A 16,931-nucleotide genomic window follows, 5' to 3' on the forward strand; every position below is an offset into this window, starting at 1 on the left:
AAATGGGGGCGCCGCGATCAGTCTGCGTCGACCCAGTCGAGTGTCCGAGTGACGGCTTTCTGCCAGCCTGCATACAGGCGCTCACGCTCGGCCGAATCCATCGACGGCGTCCAGCTCTTGTCCTTCGCCCAGTTGCTGCGAATGTCGTCCTCGCTCTCCCAGTACCCGACCGCGAGACCAGCGGCGTACGCAGCGCCCAATGCCGTGGTCTCCGCAACGACAGGGCGGATCACCTCGACGTCGAGCAGATCGGCCTGGAATTGCATGAGGAGTTCGTTCGCGACCATTCCGCCGTCGACCTTGAGAACCTTCAAGTCGACACCCGAGTCGAGGTTCATCGCCTCGATCACCTCACGACTCTGGTACGCAGTCGCTTCGAGCACCGCCCGGGCAAGGTGCCCCTTGTTCACGAACCTTGTCAGACCGACGATCGCACCGCGTGCATCCGCGCGCCAATGCGGTGCAAACAGGCCCGAGAACGCGGGCACGAAGTACGCGCCACCGTTGTCGTCCACAGAGCGCGCGTTCACCTCGATGTCGGCCGCGTTGTCGATCATGCCGAGGTTGTCCCGAAGCCACTGGACCAGCGAACCGGTCACGGCGATCGATCCTTCCAGTGCGTAAACCGTTGGCTGCTCACCGATCTTGTAACAGACCGTCGTCAACAAGCCGTTCTTGCTCATCACCTTTTCGGTGCCGGTGTTGAGGAGCACGAAGTTGCCGGTTCCGTAGGTGTTCTTCGCTTCTCCGGGCGAGAGGCAGGCCTGACCGAAAGTCGCTGCTTGCTGATCGCCGAGGATTCCGGCGATCGGCACGCCGGACAATGTTCCGCGTTCGCGCACGAATCCGAAAGTTTCGGACGAGCTGCGAATCTCGGGGAGCATCGATTCGGGGATGCCCATGTCGGCGCAGATCGCCGAATCCCAAGCGAGAGTGTCGAGATCCATCAACAGAGTGCGCGACGCGTTGGTGGGGTCGGTAGCGTGCACTCCGCCGTCGACGCCGCCGGTCATGTTCCACAGCACCCAGGTGTCCATCGTGCCGAAGCACAACTCGCCTGCTTCGGCCTTCTCACGCGCGCCCTCGACGTTGTCGAGAATCCACTTGACCTTGGGGCCCGAAAAGTACGTGGCCAACGGCAATCCGGTGACTTCGGTGTACTTCCTGGGGCCGTCTTCGCCGGCGAGTGCAGTACAGATTCGATCGGTGCGTGTGTCCTGCCAGACGATGGCGTTGTAAACGGGCTTTCCGGTTGCTCGTTCCCAGACCACTGCCGTCTCACGCTGATTGGTGATGCCGACGGATGCGATGTCGGCCGCGGTCAGATCTGCGTTGGCCAAGGCGCCCGCGGTGACGTTGCGGACGTTGTCCCAAATTTCGATCGGATCGTGTTCGACCCAGCCTGCCTGCGGAAAGATCTGTGTGTGCTCGTGCTGTTCGACAGCGACTACGTGCCCACTGTGATCGAAGATCATGCATCGCGTGGAGGTGGTTCCCTGGTCTATCGCGGCTACGAACTGCGCCATCGTGCTACCCCTTTGGTGTCGAAGAAAGTGCGAAAGATTTACTGTCAGAGATGATGATTCGCCATCAGGCCGGTATCGTGGCCGGCTCCTCGGCTGCCTTCTCCACCGACTCGTCAGGCAGGAATCGACCAATCAGCTTGTCGTAGAGGAACACCCCGATCGGTGCGCCGATCAGCGGCCCCACGATGGGCACCCAGAAATACAGGCTCCCGTACTGATCTCGCCAGGCGCTGCCGTAACCGGTGAGATACGACGCCAGCCGCGGACCGAAGTCACGGGCCGGATTGATGGCGTAACCCGCGTTGGTCGCCCATGCGAATCCGATTGCCACCACGATCAAACCGACGACGAAGGGCGCAAGATTCGCGAGCGGCGGAGTTCCCCGAGTATCGGTCACCGCAACGATGAGGAACAACAGGATCGCCGTGCCGATGATCTGATCTATCAGCGCTGATCCCAGACTGACCGGGAGCGTTCCGTTTCCGGGCATCGTCGAGAAGATCGTCTGAGTCGCCGTTGTGTGTCCGGGATCGATGGCATTGAGCATGTCGTTGTAATTCCACCGGACGATCAGGGCCGCGACAAAGGCTCCAGCGGTCTGCGCCAGCGTGTAGGGCAGGACCTTGCGCCAGGAGAATCCCCGGAAGATCGCAAAGGCGAAGGTCACTGCGGGGTTCAGATGAGCACCCGTCACCCGGCCTGCGACATAGATGCCGAACATGACGCCGAGTCCCCAGGCCCACGCGATACTGTCGTGTCCGCCGAGACCCCCACCGCTCCCGCCGGACACAACCTGCGCCACAACTCCGACGCCGAACAAGATCAAGATCATCGTTCCGGCGAACTCGGCTGCCAACTCGCCTGGAAGCCCTAATCGCTTGGCTTTGTCCATCCCCACCCTCACTTCGTTGTGATGCATGTCATAGTTTGGATTGCTGCACCCGTAGCGTAAGGCCGTTTGCACATTCACGCATAGCTCGTGCACATATGTGCAAATGCCCCATTTGCGCACCGTAACGCGGGTAACAGACACACTTCTGGGACTTTGCGTGATCGAGCGCCTCAGCCTGGGCCTACTCGGATAAGATTCGGTTCAATGCTCTTGCACGTACGTGCAGACAGGACGAACCCATGGAAACTCCCACTTCGGACTCCGCTACCTCCGATCCGGCGGACCCGCGCATCGCCGACGCAGTTCAGGCCGCACGCCTCTACTACTTCCAGGACCAGACCATGGCTGCCATCGGCCGCGACATGGGGGTGTCCCGATCCACCGTCTCCCGATTGATCACCTACGCGCGCACCTCGGGTCTCGTCGAGATCAAGATCAGCACCCCGCACGGCCAGGCTCCTCGCATCGAACGCGAGTTCTCGGAACGGTACGGAGTGCGCGCCCACGTGGTGACCGTGCCGGAACTGGTGGGAGATCTCGAGCGACTCGAAAAGGTCGCAACCTTTGCCGGACGCCTGCTGGCGTCGTTCTTCGACAGCGACATGGTGATGGGGATCGCCTGGGGAACCACACTCAGTGAAGTCAGCAAGCACCTTGCCCCCAAACGCACGTACAACTCGTACGTCGTGCAACTCAACGGCGCCGCGAATACTCGCACCACCGGAATCTCTTACGCCAGCGACATCATCAGAACCATCGCCGACGCCTACGGTGCTCTGCCACAAGGATTTCCGGTGCCTGCCTTCTTCGACTACCCGGAAACTCGGGAGCAACTGTGGCGCGAACGAAGCATCAAACGCGTCTTGGACATGCAGAAGCGAATGGACCTGGCAGTCTTCAGCATCGGCGTACCAGGCGGCAACGTACCGAGTCACGTCTACACCGCCGGATACCTCGAACCCGATGAAGCAGAAGCACTTCGACGCGACGGAGTGGTCGGCGACATCGCAACCGTCTTCTTCCGGTCGGACGGGAGCTACCGCGGAATCGAACTCAACGAGCGCGCGAGCGGCCCGCGACTGGACCTTTTCGAGAAGGTCGCCAGGCGCGTGTGCATCGTCGCCGGAACAGCAAAACTGCCGGCCCTGGAGGGAGCACTACGGGGCGGGCTGATCACCGATCTGATCATCGACGACGTCAGCGCCACCGCGCTGGTGTCCTGACCGCTGCACCAGCTTCTCGATTCCGTCGAGAAGTAAGCCAAGCGAGAAACTGAAATCGAAGGCATCGTCGCCGGCGGCCTCACCCTCCGGGCTGCCGTCCTCGAAGCCGCCTTCCTCGATTGCGGCACTCAGGTAGGGGAATCCCTCCCGATTGATGACACGAGCAATGAGAGCGCCGTATGCGACGTCGTCGTCTGCCGACTGCGCTGAATGAGACGCCAGGTCAGCCGAGAATCGAGCGCGGCCGATGACGAACAACGACACGTTGGTCACCACCTGGAACTTCGACGCGGCGCTCAGGGCGACCCCGTCGAGGGCGCTCAGACCCGCGTCGAGCCACGCCATGTTGTTGGGCCCGGTCGGTGGAGCCGTGATGGGCAGCTTGAGCCACCACGGTCGACTCAGCATCGTGGCGTACTCCTGATTCGCCCACGCCTCGAGCTTGACGCGCCAGGTCACGCCGTCGGGAATCACCGGCGGCGGCCCGATCACCCGATCCGAAATCAGTTCGATCAGTTCGTCTTTGCTTGCCACGTAGCGGTAGAGCGACATGGTCGTGAACCCGAGCGCTTTGGCCACGCGGCCCATCGACAGAGCGGTGACGCCTTCTGCGTCGGCCAATTCGATCGCGGTGTCGAGAATTTGCTCGAGACTGAGCCCCTTCTTCGGACCCCGCGTTCCCGGCTGGTCCAGTCCCCAGGCCAGTTCAACTGCTCTCGGTAGCGCTCCGCGATCCATAAGCTCCCACTCTTCACTCTTGCCATCATCCTAGAACTGTGTACGCTATAAACACGAGTTTATGACATACACAGTTCTTACTTGGAGGTCTCGATGTCAGGAACGATCCCCGCAATCTCGGTCCGCGGACTCCGTAAGCGCTACGGCGATCAACAGGTACTGGCTGGACTCGACCTGGCGGTCCCGGCCGGATCGGTGTACGCCCTCCTCGGCGCGAACGGCGCCGGAAAGACCACGGCCGTAAGAATTCTCACCACCCTCATCCCCTTCGACGGAGGCGAGGTCATGGTCGCGGGGCATTCACTGCCCGGAGATCCACAGAACGTTCGGCGGCGCATCAGCGTGACCGGGCAGTACGCAGCCGTCGACACCTTGCTGACCGGATTCGAGAACCTCACCCTACTGGGCGAACTGAATCACCTGGGCCGGAAGAACTCCCGTCGCCGTGCCGAGGAATTGCTCGACCAGTTCGTTTTGACGGACTTCGGCGACAAACGCGCCGGCAACTACTCGGGCGGCATGCTCAGACGACTCGACATCGCAATGAGCCTCGTCGCCCGACCGGACGTCGTCTTTCTCGACGAACCCACCACCGGCCTGGACCCGCGAAGCCGCCACGACATGTGGTCGATCGTTCGAGGACTCACAGCGTCAGGCGTCACCATCTTCCTCACCACCCAATACCTCGACGAGGCAGACGAATTGGCCGATACGGTCGGCGTGCTGAGCGGCGGCCGCATCGTCGCCGAGGGAACACCGGACGAACTCAAACGCCTTGTTCCCGGCGGCCACGTCGCACTGCAATTCGAGAACCTGGCCCAACTCGAACTCGCCGCGGCGTCACTGCCGCAGGCGCATTCGAATGCCGAGACCTTGACCCTGCACATCCCTACCGACGGGGCAGTTCCGTCGATCAAAGCGATCCTCGACTCGATCGACGATCCGTCGATCACCGTCGAGAAGTTCTCCGTTCACACTCCGGATCTGGACGACGTGTTCTTCGCGCTCACCGGATCAGGCCAACCCGAGATTGCGAGCGTTCGATGACCTCCACCATTGCAATCGATTCCGCGGTGATGCTCCGCCGGAATCTCAAACACGTTCTGCGCAGTCCGGATTCGATGATCACCGCGATAGCCCTTCCGGTCATGCTCATGCTGCTGTTCGTCTACGTCTTCGGCGGCGCCATCAACACCGGTAGCGAGTACATCGACTACGTAGTGCCCGGAATCATCCTTCTGTGCGCCGGTTTCGGCGCCTCGACCACCGCGGTCAGCGTCTCGAGCGACATGAAGGACGGGATCATCGACCGTTTCCGGACCTTGGCGATATCTCCGCCGTCGGTCCTGACCGGTCATGTACTGGCCAGCGTCGTCCGCAACGTCCTGACTACGGCGATCGTGGTCGTGATTGCGCTGATCATGGGATTTCGCCCGACCAGCGATCCGTTGCGCTGGCTCGGCGTCGCCGCTGTGATCGTCGCCTTCGTCTTTGCCATGTCGTACCTCTCGACAGCTTTGGGACTCTTGGCCAAGAACCCGGAGGCTGCAAGCGGATTCACCTTCGCCATCATGTTCCTGCCCTACGTCAGCACTGCTTTCGTACCGGCTGAGACCATGCCGTCCTGGCTGCAGGGGTTTGCCCGGCACCAACCGGTGACTCCGATCATCGAGACTGTGCGCGGACTCCTGATGGGCACGCCGATCGGGAACAGCGCGGCCATCGCCCTCGCGTGGTGCCTGGGCATCGCCGCCGTGGGATTCGTGTGGTCGAACTGGCTCTACCGACGAAAGACCGCGAGCTGACCACACAAGAAAGCCCCACACCTGACGGTGCGGGGCTGCTTGTGCTGTGCGCCTTTATTAACCGCGGGGGGTTAATAAAGGCGCACAGTGGATTACTTGGCGTCCAGCAGATCGATCACGAAGACCAAGGTCTTGCCGGAAAGCTGGTGCCCTGCACCGGCGGGGCCGTATGCCAGCTCCGGCGGAATGGTGAGCTGACGGCGTCCGCCGACCTTCATGCCCGGGATGCCGTCCTGCCAGCCCTTGATCAGGCCACGAAGCGGGAACTGAATGGACTCGCCACGGCTCCAGGAAGAGTCGAACTCTTCGCCGGACTCGAACTCGACACCGACGTAGTGAACGTCGACGGTGCCACCGGGAACGGCTTCGGCGCCTTCTCCGACAACCAGATCCTTGATGACCAGATCGGTCGGCGCGGGGCCTTCCTGGAACTCGATTACGGGCTTGCTACTCATGGGTCCTCCTCGTTGAGGCGAAAATTGGGGGGCAGGGGCTAGCGGGTGGTGATGTCCCGATAGTCACGCTCGGTGTAGCCGGTGTAGATCTGGCGCGGGCGGCCGATCTTCGTAGCCGGATCCTCGTGCATTTCACGCCAGTGCGCAATCCAGCCGGGCAGACGGCCCATGGCGAACAGCACCGTGAACATGCGCGGCGGGAAGCCCATCGCGCGGTAGATGAGGCCGGTGTAGAAGTCGACGTTCGGGTAGAGCTTGCGCTCGATGAAGTAGTCGTCCGTGAGGGCGGCCTCTTCGAGTTGCATTGCGATGTTGAGCAGTTCGTCGTCGCCGCCGAGCTTGGCGAGGATGGTGTGCGCGGTTTCGCGGACCAGCGCAGCGCGCGGATCGTAGTTGCGGTAGACGCGGTGCCCGAAGCCCATGAGCTTCACGCCGTCTTCCTTGTTCTTGACCTTGCGGACGAACTCGGCTGCGGTGCTGCCGCTGGCCTTGATCTCGTCGAGCATCTCGAGCACTGCCTGGTTGGCGCCGCCGTGCAGCGGGCCCCACAGTGCGTTGATGCCGGCCGAGACGGAGGTGAACAGGTTGGCGTCCGACGAGCCGACCATGCGCACGGTCGACGTGGAGCAGTTCTGCTCGTGGTCTGCGTGCAGGATCAGCAGCATGTCGAGTGCCTTGGCGACCTCGGGATCACCCTGGTACGGCTCGGCGGGGAAGCCGAACGTCATACGCATGAAGTTCTCAACCAGGTTCAACGAGTTGTCCGGGTACAGGAACGGCTGTCCGACGGACTTCTTGTACGCGTACGCAGCGATGGTCGGCAGCTTCGCGAGAAGACGGATGGTGGACAGTTCCACCTGCTCCGGATCCTCGGGATCGAGCGAATCCTGGTAGTACGCCGACAATGCGTTCACTGCGGACGAGAGAACCGGCATCGGGTGAGCGTTGCGCGGGAATCCGTCGAAGAACCGCTTGAGGTCCTCGTGAAGCAGGGTGTGTCGACGGATGCGGTCCGTGAAGGACTCGAGCTGGGCGTCGGTCGGCAGTTCGCCGTAGATCAGCAGGTAGCTGACCTCGATGAACGTCGACTTACCTGCCAACTGCTCGATGGGATATCCGCGGTAACGCAGGATTCCCTTCTCACCGTCGATGTAGGTGATTGCAGAACTGGTGGATGCAGTGTTCACAAAACCGGGGTCAAGGGTGGTGTACCCCGTTGTGGCCAGCAGCTTTCCCAGCTCGATGCCGTCATTGCCCTCTGTTGCCCTGGCAATGGACATCGTGTACTCACCACCGGGGTAAGTAAGCGTGGGCTTTGTGTCATTGTCAGCGGGCACGAAGGATCCCTCTCAAGCTCGAACCAACGAGTAACTACATGCGATCAACTAGAAACTAGTCGCACGGGAGAGATCGTGCCGAAGGAGGGTCGCTCCACGGCTATTTTTCGGGTACTCACGAACCCGACATACCCACCGAAACTGAAACATGTTCCAGTCTGGGCTTTCCCACTCGCGTGACCGGTACTCCAGTCTACGGAATCGCGCATTTACCCACACTGATCTGCAAATCTCGGCTGCAATTCGCAAATGGGAGCAACGTCGGACCTTCCGGACCACTGACACGGGGTACCGAAAACCGATCGTTATCGGCTGATGCCTACTTGGTGTTACACGATCCCACGGTATGAGAGCCGGATCACAGCGCCTTGATGCCCCAGCTACCCGTCCACGTCTGACCCGGATGAAGCACCAGGAGATCGATGCCCGAGTTGAAGGCGTCAGGCGGGCAGGTCATCGGCTCCAAAGCCAATGCGCGCCCACGGTCGGGATACCCCTTGTCGTTGGCGGGATCTGCGATGAAGGCCTGAATCCACGGGAACTCGCGGTTGGTCCACAGGGCAGTGCCCGTTCCATCCGGAGCCAGCAGCTCGTGTTGCGTGCGACCACTGCCGTCGACGACGTCCAATGCGCTGTACGGAGTGTCCAACTGCACCCCGGCAAGCAGTCTCGGTGTCCGGAAGTCGTAGTCCGTACCGGCGACTGCCTGCGAATACGCGTTCGGCAGCATCCTCGCCGGATCGATCGGCAACCGCGTGCCTGCTGCCAGATGCAGAGCACATTCGTCGAGCGGAAAGTCGCCGGCGCGAATGAAGGTGTGCATTCCGAGCCCGAACGGCGACGAGGTCGCACCCTTGTTCGTGGCCGTGTGCGTGACGGTCAGTCCGTCGGCACCGACCTCGTAGGCGACCGTCAGCTGCAACGGATAGGGCCAACCCTTGTGAAGTCCCACGTCGACCGACAGTTCGACGCGCTCGTACGTGTGGTCCACGAGGCTCCAATTGCGACGCCGGACGAACCCGTGGCTCGCGTTCCCCAGCGCAGGTTCGGTGATCTCGAGTTGATGCTCGATCCCGTCGAACATGAAGCGCCCGTCGCGAATTCGGTTGGGCCACGGCGCGAGAACCAATCCGGCCGACAGCGGTGGCTTCGATCCGAGTGCCCAGGTCTCGGTCAGCGCGCGCTGACCGTTCGGTCCTTCGTGATCGAGTAGCCGCAACCCGGCACCGGCCGCGGCGATCTCGGCTCGATAGCCTCCACCACGGATCTCGAACCCTCCCCTACCCGTGCTGTGCGGCGCAGTCATACGTACCAGTTTCCACCACGAGCGACCGGTTAACCAGGACGTCAGACGGCGCGTCCCACCTTGTAGCGAACGAATGCCGGAAATGCGAGGGCAGAAAGGACAACACCGACAATCACCAGGAAGCCGCCGCCCGCTGCCGCGACACCGGTCCCCAACAGGAAGGCTGCACCGCCGTGCAGCACGTCACCGATACGCGGACCACCTGCCACGACCACGATGAATACGCCCTGCAGTCGTCCGCGCATGTCGTCGGTTGCCACTTGCTGGAGCATCGTGCTGCGGAAAGCCGCCGAGACCATGTCGACGGCTCCGCCGAATGCCAGGAATGCGACCGCCACCCAGAGCAGAATCACACTGGAACCGGGACCCGCGAAGTACACGGCAACGCCGAAGCCGACCATGGACAGCCCCCACAGCGCGATGCAGACCAGAACGGCTCGCCCCTGGTACTGAACCCGTGGCAACCAACCCGAGAAGACTCCGCCCAGAACGGCTCCCACCGACATCGCCGCGAACAGCAGTCCCAGCGCAAAACCGCCGCTGGCGGGGTCACCGAAGGATTCGTGAGCGATCTCCGGGAACAGTGCTCGCGACATCCCGAACACCATCGCGATGATGTCCACCACGAACGACGCGAGCAGAACCTTCTGCGTCGCGAGATACGTGAAACCGCCGAGGACCTCGCTCAATCCGGCTCGCCGAGACGTTCCGGTCGGCGGAATCGCCGGGAGCTTCCATACCGCCCACAGTGTGGCGAGAAGAAAGATCGAGTCGAGCAGGTACAGCAGTTGCAGACCGGCCGACGGTATGAGGACACCCGCCAGTAGCGGGCCGGCTATCGCACCGAACTGCACGACAGTCATGTTCAGCGAGTTCGCGGCCGGTAACTGCCTGCCCGGAATCAACCGAGGGATGATCGCCGCTCGCGTCGGCTGGTTCACCGCGAAGAACGCCTGTTGAACCGAGAACAATCCGAGCACCAACCACACGTTGTTCACGTTCAGGGCAGCCTGGATCCAGAACAGTACCGACGTGACGCCGAGTCCGATCGAGGTGATCATCAACAGCCGTCGTCGATCCATGACGTCGGCCAGTGCGCCGCCCCACAGACCGAAAACGACCAGCGGGACCAGACCGAAGATTCCCGTCAGACCGACGTAGGCCGAGCTTCGGGTGATCTCGTACACCTGTTGCGGTACGGCGACCACGCTGAGCTGAGCGCCGATGACGGTGACGATGCCGGCCGTCCACAGCCGTCGATAGTCGCGATTCTCGAGCGGAGTCGTGTCCGCGAGTAGCCGGCTCACGGCTGGAGACGGACGGCGGACCACTGTCCGTCGACCAGGCTCGTGCGAACTCGATTGTGCATGCGGTTCGCGCGTCCTTGCCAGAACTCGACAGACTCGGGCCGAATCAGAATCCCGCCCCAGTTCGGTGGCACCGGAATCTCACCGTCCACGCCGAATCGAGCAGCGACCTCACGCAGTTGCTCGTCGAGATCGGCACGCGAGTCGATCGGACGAGACTGCGACGACGCCCACGCGCCGAGCTGTGAACCTCGAGGCCTGGTTCGCCAATACTCCTGCGTCAGTTGAGCACTCACCCGCTCGGTGGTGCCGCGGACGATCACCTGCCTGGCAAGAGTCAGCCACGTGAAGTTCGCCGACGCGTACGGGTGGGCGTCGAGGTGACGAGCCTTGTCGGATCCGTAGTTGGTGAAGAAGAGGACTCCGTCCTCGCTGAGCCCTTTGCAGAGCACGGTGCGCGACGCCGGACGGCCACCGTCGTCCACCGTCGACAGAGTCATGGCGTTGGGCTCCGGCGCGTCAGCTTCGACGGCGTCCACGAGCCATTGGCGCATGAGTGGCAGCCAACCGGTTTCGACAACCGAAGTATCCAATTCCGCACTCATGCGGTCCTCGACGGACTCCGATTCGCTGCCTGCTTGCGGATAGCCCACACGCATGGCCGCGAGTTCGTTGTCCACCGCCTGCGGGTCCTGACGTTCATTCGACACAGCCGAGAACGCTACTCCCGGGTACTCACTGGCCAACGGCTACGCGGCACGCGCTAAAGTTTGCCGTGGCTAGACCCGACCCGGACCGCGAGCCGCACCAGCGACAGCGCCGAATCGGGACGAGACGATTGCGCAGTACAAAACACGGTGCGTGCTCATCCCTGCGAGCACCGAGGCGCAGTCACTGAAGCTGAGGCAGTGCGACTGTAGACCTGGCGCACTCGAACGAGGAGAGTCCACGAGAATGGCAGCGAGCGCAGCAATACCGGACGATTTTGTGAGCGGACTCGAAGGCGTCGTCGCCTTCACCAGCGATATCGCAGAACCCGACAAGGACGGCGGCGCACTGCGCTACCGCGGAGTCGACATCGAAGACCTGGTCGGCCAGAGGGTCACCTTCGGCAACGTATGGGCCCTTCTCGTCGACGGCCGCTTCGGCCCCGGCCTCCCGCCGGCCGAGCCGTTCCCCCTCCCCATTCACACCGGCGACGTCCGTGTCGACGTTCAGGCCGGACTGGCGATGCTGGCTCCCATCTGGGGCTACCAGCCGCTCCTCGACATCGATGACGAGACCGCCCGCGACCAGCTCGCCCGCGCATCCGTCATGGCGCTGTCGTACGTCGCGCAGTCCGCTCGCGGCATCTACCAGCCGGCAGTCCCGCAGAGCCGCATCGACGAGGCCAAGACCGTCACCGAACGCTTCATGGTTCGCTGGAAGGGTGAGCCCGATCCGGCACACGTCGAGGCAATCGACGCGTACTGGGTCTCGGCAGCCGAGCACGGCATGAACGCCTCCACCTTCACGGCCCGCGTCATCGCCTCCACGGGCGCCGACGTCGCGGCTTCGCTTTCCGGCGCCATCGGCGCGATGTCCGGCCCGCTGCACGGCGGCGCACCGGCCCGAGTTCTTCCGATGATCGAAGAGACCGAGAAGACCGGCGACGCCCGCGCTCTGGTCAAGGGAATCCTCGACCGCAAGGAAAAGCTCATGGGCTTCGGACACCGCGTCTACCGCGCCGAAGATCCCCGTGCACGCGTGCTCCGCGCCACGGCCAAGCGCCTCAACGCTCCCCGCTACGAGGCTGCCGCAGCTCTCGAGCAGGCTGCACTGGCAGAACTGCGTGAGCGTCGTCCCGATCGCGCGATCGAGACCAACGTCGAGTTCTGGGCCGCTGTCATCCTCGACTTCGCCGAGGTTCCCGCGCACATGATGCCTGCCATGTTCACCTGTGGCCGCACCGCCGGCTGGTGTGCACACATCCTCGAGCAGAAGCGTCTCGGTAAACTGGTACGCCCGGCCGCCATCTACACCGGCCCGGCGCCCCGTACTCCGGAGTCGGTCGAGGGCTGGGACCAGATCAGCCACGCGTAGTACCCCGCTCGAATTCGCCAATCACGGTAGTACAGAACACAAGTGAAGGAACAGAAAGAAGCGATGACCTCCACACCGATCATCCCCGCCGACCTCAAGCCCGCCGACGGACGCTTCGGCTGCGGTCCTTCCAAGGTTCGCCCCGAGCAGCTGCAGTCCCTGGTCGAGGTGGGCGCTTCGGTGTTCGGCACCAGCCATCGCCAGAAGCCGGTCAAGAACGTTGTGGCCAGCATTCGTTCCGGCCTCGCCGATCTGTTCTCACTGCCCGAGGGCTACGAGGTCGTCCTCGGCAACGGCGGAACCACTGCGTTCTGGGATGCGGCCGCATTCGGCCTCATCCGCGAGAAGTCGCTGCACCTGACCAACGGCGAATTCAGCTCCAAGTTCGCTTCGGTCGCCAAGGCCAACCCGTTCATCGGTGACCCGATCGTCGTTTCCGCCGATCCGGGCAGCGCACCGGTGCCGGTCTCCGACCCGTCCGTCGATCTCATCGGCTGGGCGCACAACGAGACCTCCACCGGTGTGTCGATCCCCGTCTCGCGTCCCGCGGGTTCGGAGAACGCACTGATCGCCATCGACGCCACCTCGGGCGCCGGCGGACTTCCGGTCAATGTCGCCGATTCCGACGTCTACTACTTCGCTCCGCAGAAGTGCTTCGCTGCAGACGGCGGACTGTGGATCGCGCTGATGAGCCCGGCCGCCCTCGAACGCGTCGCGGAGATCAAGGATTCGGGACGCTGGACGCCTGACTTCCTCTCGCTGCCCATCGCCGTGGACAACAGCTCCAAGGATCAGACGTACAACACCCCGGCCCTGGCCACCCTCTTGCTCTTCGCCAACCAGATCGAGTGGATGAACAGCAACGGCGGCCTCGACTGGACTACCGCTCGCACCGCGGATTCGTCCTCGCGCCTGTACAACTGGGCCGAGGCCAGTGAGTTCGCAACGCCGTTCGTCGCTGATCCGGCACACCGCTCGCAGGTTGTCGGCACCATCGACTTCAACGACGACGTCGACGCTGCCGAGGTGGCAAAGATCCTGCGCGCCAACGGAATCGTCGATACCGAGCCGTACCGCAAGCTCGGCCGCAACCAGCTGCGCGTCGGCATGTTCCCGGCCATCGACCCCGATGACGTCACCGCTCTCACCAAGAGCATCGACTGGGTCGTTTCTCAGCTCGGCTGATTTTCACATTTGCTTCACCGCTCGGCCCCCGGCATGACGTCGGGGGCCGAGCGTCGTTTGCGCCAGGCCTTGTGAGCTACCACACCGGTGGGCGGATCCGAGGTCATCTCGCCCTGCGTGTCCTGCCGAGTCCATGGTCACGAATGAATTACAGTTGAGCGCGGCGCAAAGTCGCGAGCCGGCGCGATAAGGAGGTCAATGTGCGAGAGCTTCGAGTGATCGGACTTGAACCCGATGGATCGCATGTGGTGTGCGCAGATGCTGAAACCGGCCAGAAATTCCGGCTTCCCGCCGATGACAAACTTCGTGCAGCTTCCCGCGGAGACGTGGCTCGACTCGGCCAGATTGAGATCGAAATGGAAAGCCAACTCCGTCCCCGCGAAATTCAGGCGCGCATTCGTTCCGGTGCTTCCGTAGAGCAGGTCGCCGAAGAAGCGAAGATCCCCATCAGCAAGGTCGAGCGCTTTGCGTACCCCGTTCTGCTCGAGCGCTCCCGCGCCGCGGAAATGGCGCAGGGCGGACACCCGGTGCGCGACAACGGTCCGACAGTTCCCACCCTCTCCGAAATCGTGACCCACGCATTCCGCGCCCGCGGCCACAGTATCGACGAGGCCACCTGGGATGCCTGGCGCGACGAGGACAATCAGTGGGTCGCGCAGTTGCAGTGGCAGGCCGGCCGCACCACCAACGCCGCGCACTGGCGCTACCAGCCCGACGCGCACGGCGGAACGATAGTCGCACTCGACGACGCGGCATTCGACTTGATCGATCCCGACTTCGGTCGCCCGCTCCGCGGCCTGGTACCGGTGGTCTCGAACGAGCCGCAGCAGCTTGAACTGTCCCGATTCGACGCCGAACCGGTGGCGGAGATCGAGCCGGAGCCCGCAGCAGTTTCCGAGCGGACAGCAGTTTCCGAGCGGACGGTGGTGGCGGAACGGATCGTGGCGCCCGAACCGATTGCTGTCGAGCCGGAAACCGTCGTCACCGAAGAGGTTCCCGAACCCTCACCGGATGTGACCCCGAAAACCGCTCCGCAGCAGACGCAGACCAAGGACAAGCGCGGACGGCCTGCTCTTCCCTCGTGGGACGACGTACTCCTCGGGGTCCGCAGCAGCGGTCGCTGACCCGAAGGAAAGTATTCTTCTTTCGAGCGAGGCTGAGGAGAGAGGGCTGCCGGTGGCTGCACGGGTATCGACGATCTGGTTTCTGGGCGGCGCAGACGCTCGCACCGAATTGAGCAGGTACCCACAGCCGGATCAGACCGAGGCCCTGAAAATCGCCATGTCGCTGTACCCGGACAAGGAGTTCGAGTCGCTCGGGCCTCAGCCGCTGTCGATGGCCGCGACGGTGAGCCCCGGCTACGTCTTCGTCGGCGCGTACGGTCGAGTGAGCGTCGTCTGCAGCTCCGAACTCAGCACCTTCGTCCCCTCGAAACTGCCTGATTCCTGGCACCTTTCGGCAGAGGGTGGCTCGACGCTGTTGATCAGCTCCGTCCCCGAAACCGCGCAGGGTTCGTTTGCACTGTGGGAGGACGGCGAGCTACGACGCTCGTTCAGTGCCATCCCGATCGACATCGTCGAAAATCTGGGGATCCCACAGACCTGGGAACTGGAATTCTGGGCCGGCAACCATCCCCTGCGTTACCCGCCCGGGATCCTGCCTGATCCGCAGTCACTTCCGTTCCACCCGCAACAGTTCGCGGAGTCCGCCAACCTCGAGTGGCTGGGATTTCGATACACCGGCGCGCCGCGAGAACACGAACTCGACACAACGCAGATTCTCCTGTGGGGCTTCAAGATTCACCGACCCGGCGAGGCCCCCAAACCTGCACCCCCACCCCCCGCGCCGATGCCCGAGCAGGCGCCGACAGAGGTACCCATGCCCGAAAACATGCCGCCGATCCACGACGCACCGGTGGCCAAGCCGCGCGGCCGCCTCGCTCGGTACTTCGGCTTCAAGTAGCGCCGAGCAGCCTCACACGTTCACGCGGCTATCGCTGCGATCCACCCGAGCGGTACGCCGACTACCGCGCCGTAGACCACCCATCGCCACACGGGGACGGCTCGCCAGCGCCACACGGTCGGCGCAAGTCCGCCTACCGCAATGAGATTGACGACAACCGCCAGGAGCACGTTCACGTTGCCCAGCGCGACGCAGAACGCCGCGACGGCACTGGTCGAGAGCACGGCGGCGAACACCGACACCGCGATTCCGGTGAACCAGGGCGTGTGGTCCTGAGTCACCGGCCGGTCCTGACACGTTCGTAGAAGGCCATCGCCGCTGCGGTCGCGACGTTGAGCGAGTCGGTGCCGGGCGCCATCGGTATCTTGGCACGAATGTCGGTGGCCCGCATCGCATGTTCGGTCAAACCTGGCCCCTCGGCGCCCAGCAGTAGCGCTACCTTCTCCCCGGTCATCGCTTCGGCCAAAGTGACCGCTTCCGGATTCGGAGTCAAGGAAATGAGCTGAAAACCGTTGCCACGCAGCTCATCCAAGTCGTGTGGCCACTTTGCCACATGCGCGAAGGGCACTCGCAACACGTGCCCCATCGACACACGGACCGACCGCCGGTACAGCGGGTCGGCACAACCCTTCCCGAACAGAACGGCGTCGACGCCGAGCCCCGCCGCGTTGCGGAACATCGAGCCGAGATTCTCGTGATCGTTGACGCCTTCGAGAACCACGACGGTCTTCGCGTCCTTCAACACGTCCGAGACCGCGAGCGGTGCCGGGCGTGCTGCTGCAGCGAGGACGCCGCGGTTGAGGTGAAATCCGACGACCTCGGCCATCACTTCGGCGCTCGTACGGTAGAACGGCACGTCCACTCCGTCGAGATCGTCAGCGAGCTCCAGGAGCCGTCGTTCGACGCCGAGGAGACTGATCGGCTCGAACCGCGAAGTCAGCAGTCGCTGAGTGACGAACACTCCCTCGGCGATGACCAGTCCCTTGCCCTCCGGGAGGTCGGGGCGCCGATCCGAAGAGTTGAGATCGCGAAAGTCATCCAGCCGGGGGTCGGCGGGATCTGAGATGTCGATGACGTGAACCACGGGTCTATCGTGCCGTACGCACCGCGAGC

Annotated in this window: 17 protein-coding genes; 7 read left to right on the forward strand and 10 right to left on the reverse strand. The window is 63.2% G+C overall.

Features of this window, described 5'->3' with window-relative positions; translation table 11 throughout:
* Positions 1-17: 17 nt before the first annotated feature.
* Positions 18-1,526: a glycerol kinase GlpK gene (gene glpK, locus BH682_RS22395; RefSeq protein ID WP_003939742.1), complete on the reverse strand. Its 1,509-nt coding sequence runs from the start codon at positions 1,524-1,526 to the stop codon at positions 18-20.
* A gap of 64 nt (positions 1,527-1,590) precedes the next feature.
* A complete protein-coding gene (locus tag BH682_RS22400; RefSeq protein WP_075834150.1) occupies positions 1,591-2,418 on the reverse strand; it encodes an MIP/aquaporin family protein in 828 nt (275 codons plus the stop codon).
* Between the two features lie 239 nt (positions 2,419-2,657).
* Between BH682_RS22400 and BH682_RS22405 the strand changes: the two genes are divergently transcribed.
* On the forward strand, positions 2,658-3,641 hold the full coding sequence (locus BH682_RS22405) for a sugar-binding transcriptional regulator (RefSeq protein ID WP_007733475.1): 984 nt from the start codon (positions 2,658-2,660) through the stop codon (positions 3,639-3,641).
* Here BH682_RS22405 and BH682_RS22410 read toward each other — a convergent pair.
* Positions 3,576-4,379 (reverse strand): TetR/AcrR family transcriptional regulator, encoded by an 804-nt coding sequence (locus BH682_RS22410; protein WP_075834152.1) that lies wholly within the window; start codon positions 4,377-4,379, stop codon positions 3,576-3,578. The two genes, BH682_RS22405 and BH682_RS22410, sit on opposite strands and share 66 nt — an antisense overlap.
* 93 nt (positions 4,380-4,472) lie before the next feature.
* Between BH682_RS22410 and BH682_RS22415 the strand changes: the two genes are divergently transcribed.
* Both BH682_RS22415 and BH682_RS22420 read left to right on the forward strand, forming a co-directional pair.
* Entirely contained in the window at positions 4,473-5,426 is a 954-nt protein-coding gene (locus BH682_RS22415; RefSeq protein WP_075834154.1) for an ATP-binding cassette domain-containing protein, read from the forward strand.
* Entirely contained in the window at positions 5,423-6,184 is a 762-nt protein-coding gene (locus BH682_RS22420) for an ABC transporter permease (RefSeq protein ID WP_075834156.1), read from the forward strand. Before BH682_RS22415 ends, BH682_RS22420 begins: the two co-directional genes overlap by 4 nt.
* Positions 6,185-6,276: 92 nt before the next feature.
* Here BH682_RS22420 and BH682_RS22425 read toward each other — a convergent pair whose 3' ends face one another.
* From BH682_RS22425 to pdxH, 5 genes are all read right to left on the reverse strand, one after another.
* Positions 6,277-6,639, reverse strand: a complete 363-nt coding sequence (locus BH682_RS22425) for an FKBP-type peptidyl-prolyl cis-trans isomerase (protein ID WP_003940440.1) — start codon at positions 6,637-6,639, stop codon at positions 6,277-6,279.
* Positions 6,640-6,677: 38 nt separating this feature from the next.
* Entirely contained in the window at positions 6,678-7,976 is a 1,299-nt protein-coding gene (locus BH682_RS22430; protein ID WP_020908786.1) for a citrate synthase, read from the reverse strand.
* Between the two features lie 358 nt (positions 7,977-8,334).
* Entirely contained in the window at positions 8,335-9,282 is a 948-nt protein-coding gene (locus tag BH682_RS22435) for an aldose 1-epimerase family protein (RefSeq protein WP_064687596.1), read from the reverse strand.
* A 41-nt stretch (positions 9,283-9,323) separates the two neighbouring features.
* Positions 9,324-10,589 (reverse strand): MFS transporter, encoded by a 1,266-nt coding sequence (locus tag BH682_RS22440; RefSeq protein WP_075835427.1) that lies wholly within the window; start codon positions 10,587-10,589, stop codon positions 9,324-9,326.
* Entirely contained in the window at positions 10,586-11,299 is a 714-nt protein-coding gene (pdxH, locus tag BH682_RS22445) for a pyridoxamine 5'-phosphate oxidase (protein ID WP_007733483.1), read from the reverse strand. The genes BH682_RS22440 and pdxH overlap by 4 nt, the downstream gene beginning before the upstream one ends.
* 244 nt (positions 11,300-11,543) lie before the next feature.
* Here pdxH and BH682_RS22450 point away from each other — a divergent pair, with 244 nt between their 5' ends.
* From BH682_RS22450 to BH682_RS22465, 4 genes are all read left to right on the forward strand, one after another.
* Positions 11,544-12,671 (forward strand): citrate synthase 2, encoded by a 1,128-nt coding sequence (locus tag BH682_RS22450; RefSeq protein ID WP_003940025.1) that lies wholly within the window; start codon positions 11,544-11,546, stop codon positions 12,669-12,671.
* Positions 12,672-12,734: 63 nt separating this feature from the next.
* Complete coding sequence (serC, locus tag BH682_RS22455; RefSeq protein ID WP_007733484.1) at positions 12,735-13,856, forward strand: phosphoserine transaminase; 1,122 nt, start codon at positions 12,735-12,737, stop codon at positions 13,854-13,856.
* 200 nt (positions 13,857-14,056) lie between these two features.
* Positions 14,057-14,980, forward strand: a complete 924-nt coding sequence (gene sepH, locus BH682_RS22460) for a septation protein SepH (protein WP_075834158.1) — start codon at positions 14,057-14,059, stop codon at positions 14,978-14,980.
* A gap of 52 nt (positions 14,981-15,032) precedes the next feature.
* Positions 15,033-15,818 carry a DUF6928 family protein gene (locus tag BH682_RS22465; RefSeq protein ID WP_075834160.1) on the forward strand — a complete coding sequence of 262 codons (786 nt, stop codon included), beginning with the start codon at positions 15,033-15,035 and terminating at the stop codon, positions 15,816-15,818.
* A 20-nt stretch (positions 15,819-15,838) separates the two neighbouring features.
* Here BH682_RS22465 and BH682_RS22470 read toward each other — a convergent pair whose 3' ends face one another.
* Positions 15,839-16,099 (reverse strand): DUF2537 domain-containing protein, encoded by a 261-nt coding sequence (locus BH682_RS22470; RefSeq protein ID WP_075834162.1) that lies wholly within the window; start codon positions 16,097-16,099, stop codon positions 15,839-15,841.
* Entirely contained in the window at positions 16,096-16,902 is an 807-nt protein-coding gene (locus tag BH682_RS22475) for a TrmH family RNA methyltransferase (protein ID WP_003939731.1), read from the reverse strand. Before BH682_RS22475 ends, BH682_RS22470 begins: the two co-directional genes overlap by 4 nt.
* Between the last annotated feature and the right edge of the window lie 29 nt (positions 16,903-16,931).

It is taken from the genome of Rhodococcus sp. YL-1 (assembly GCF_001942025.1).
Taxonomy (GTDB): Bacteria; Actinomycetota; Actinomycetes; order Mycobacteriales; family Mycobacteriaceae; genus Rhodococcus_F; species Rhodococcus_F qingshengii.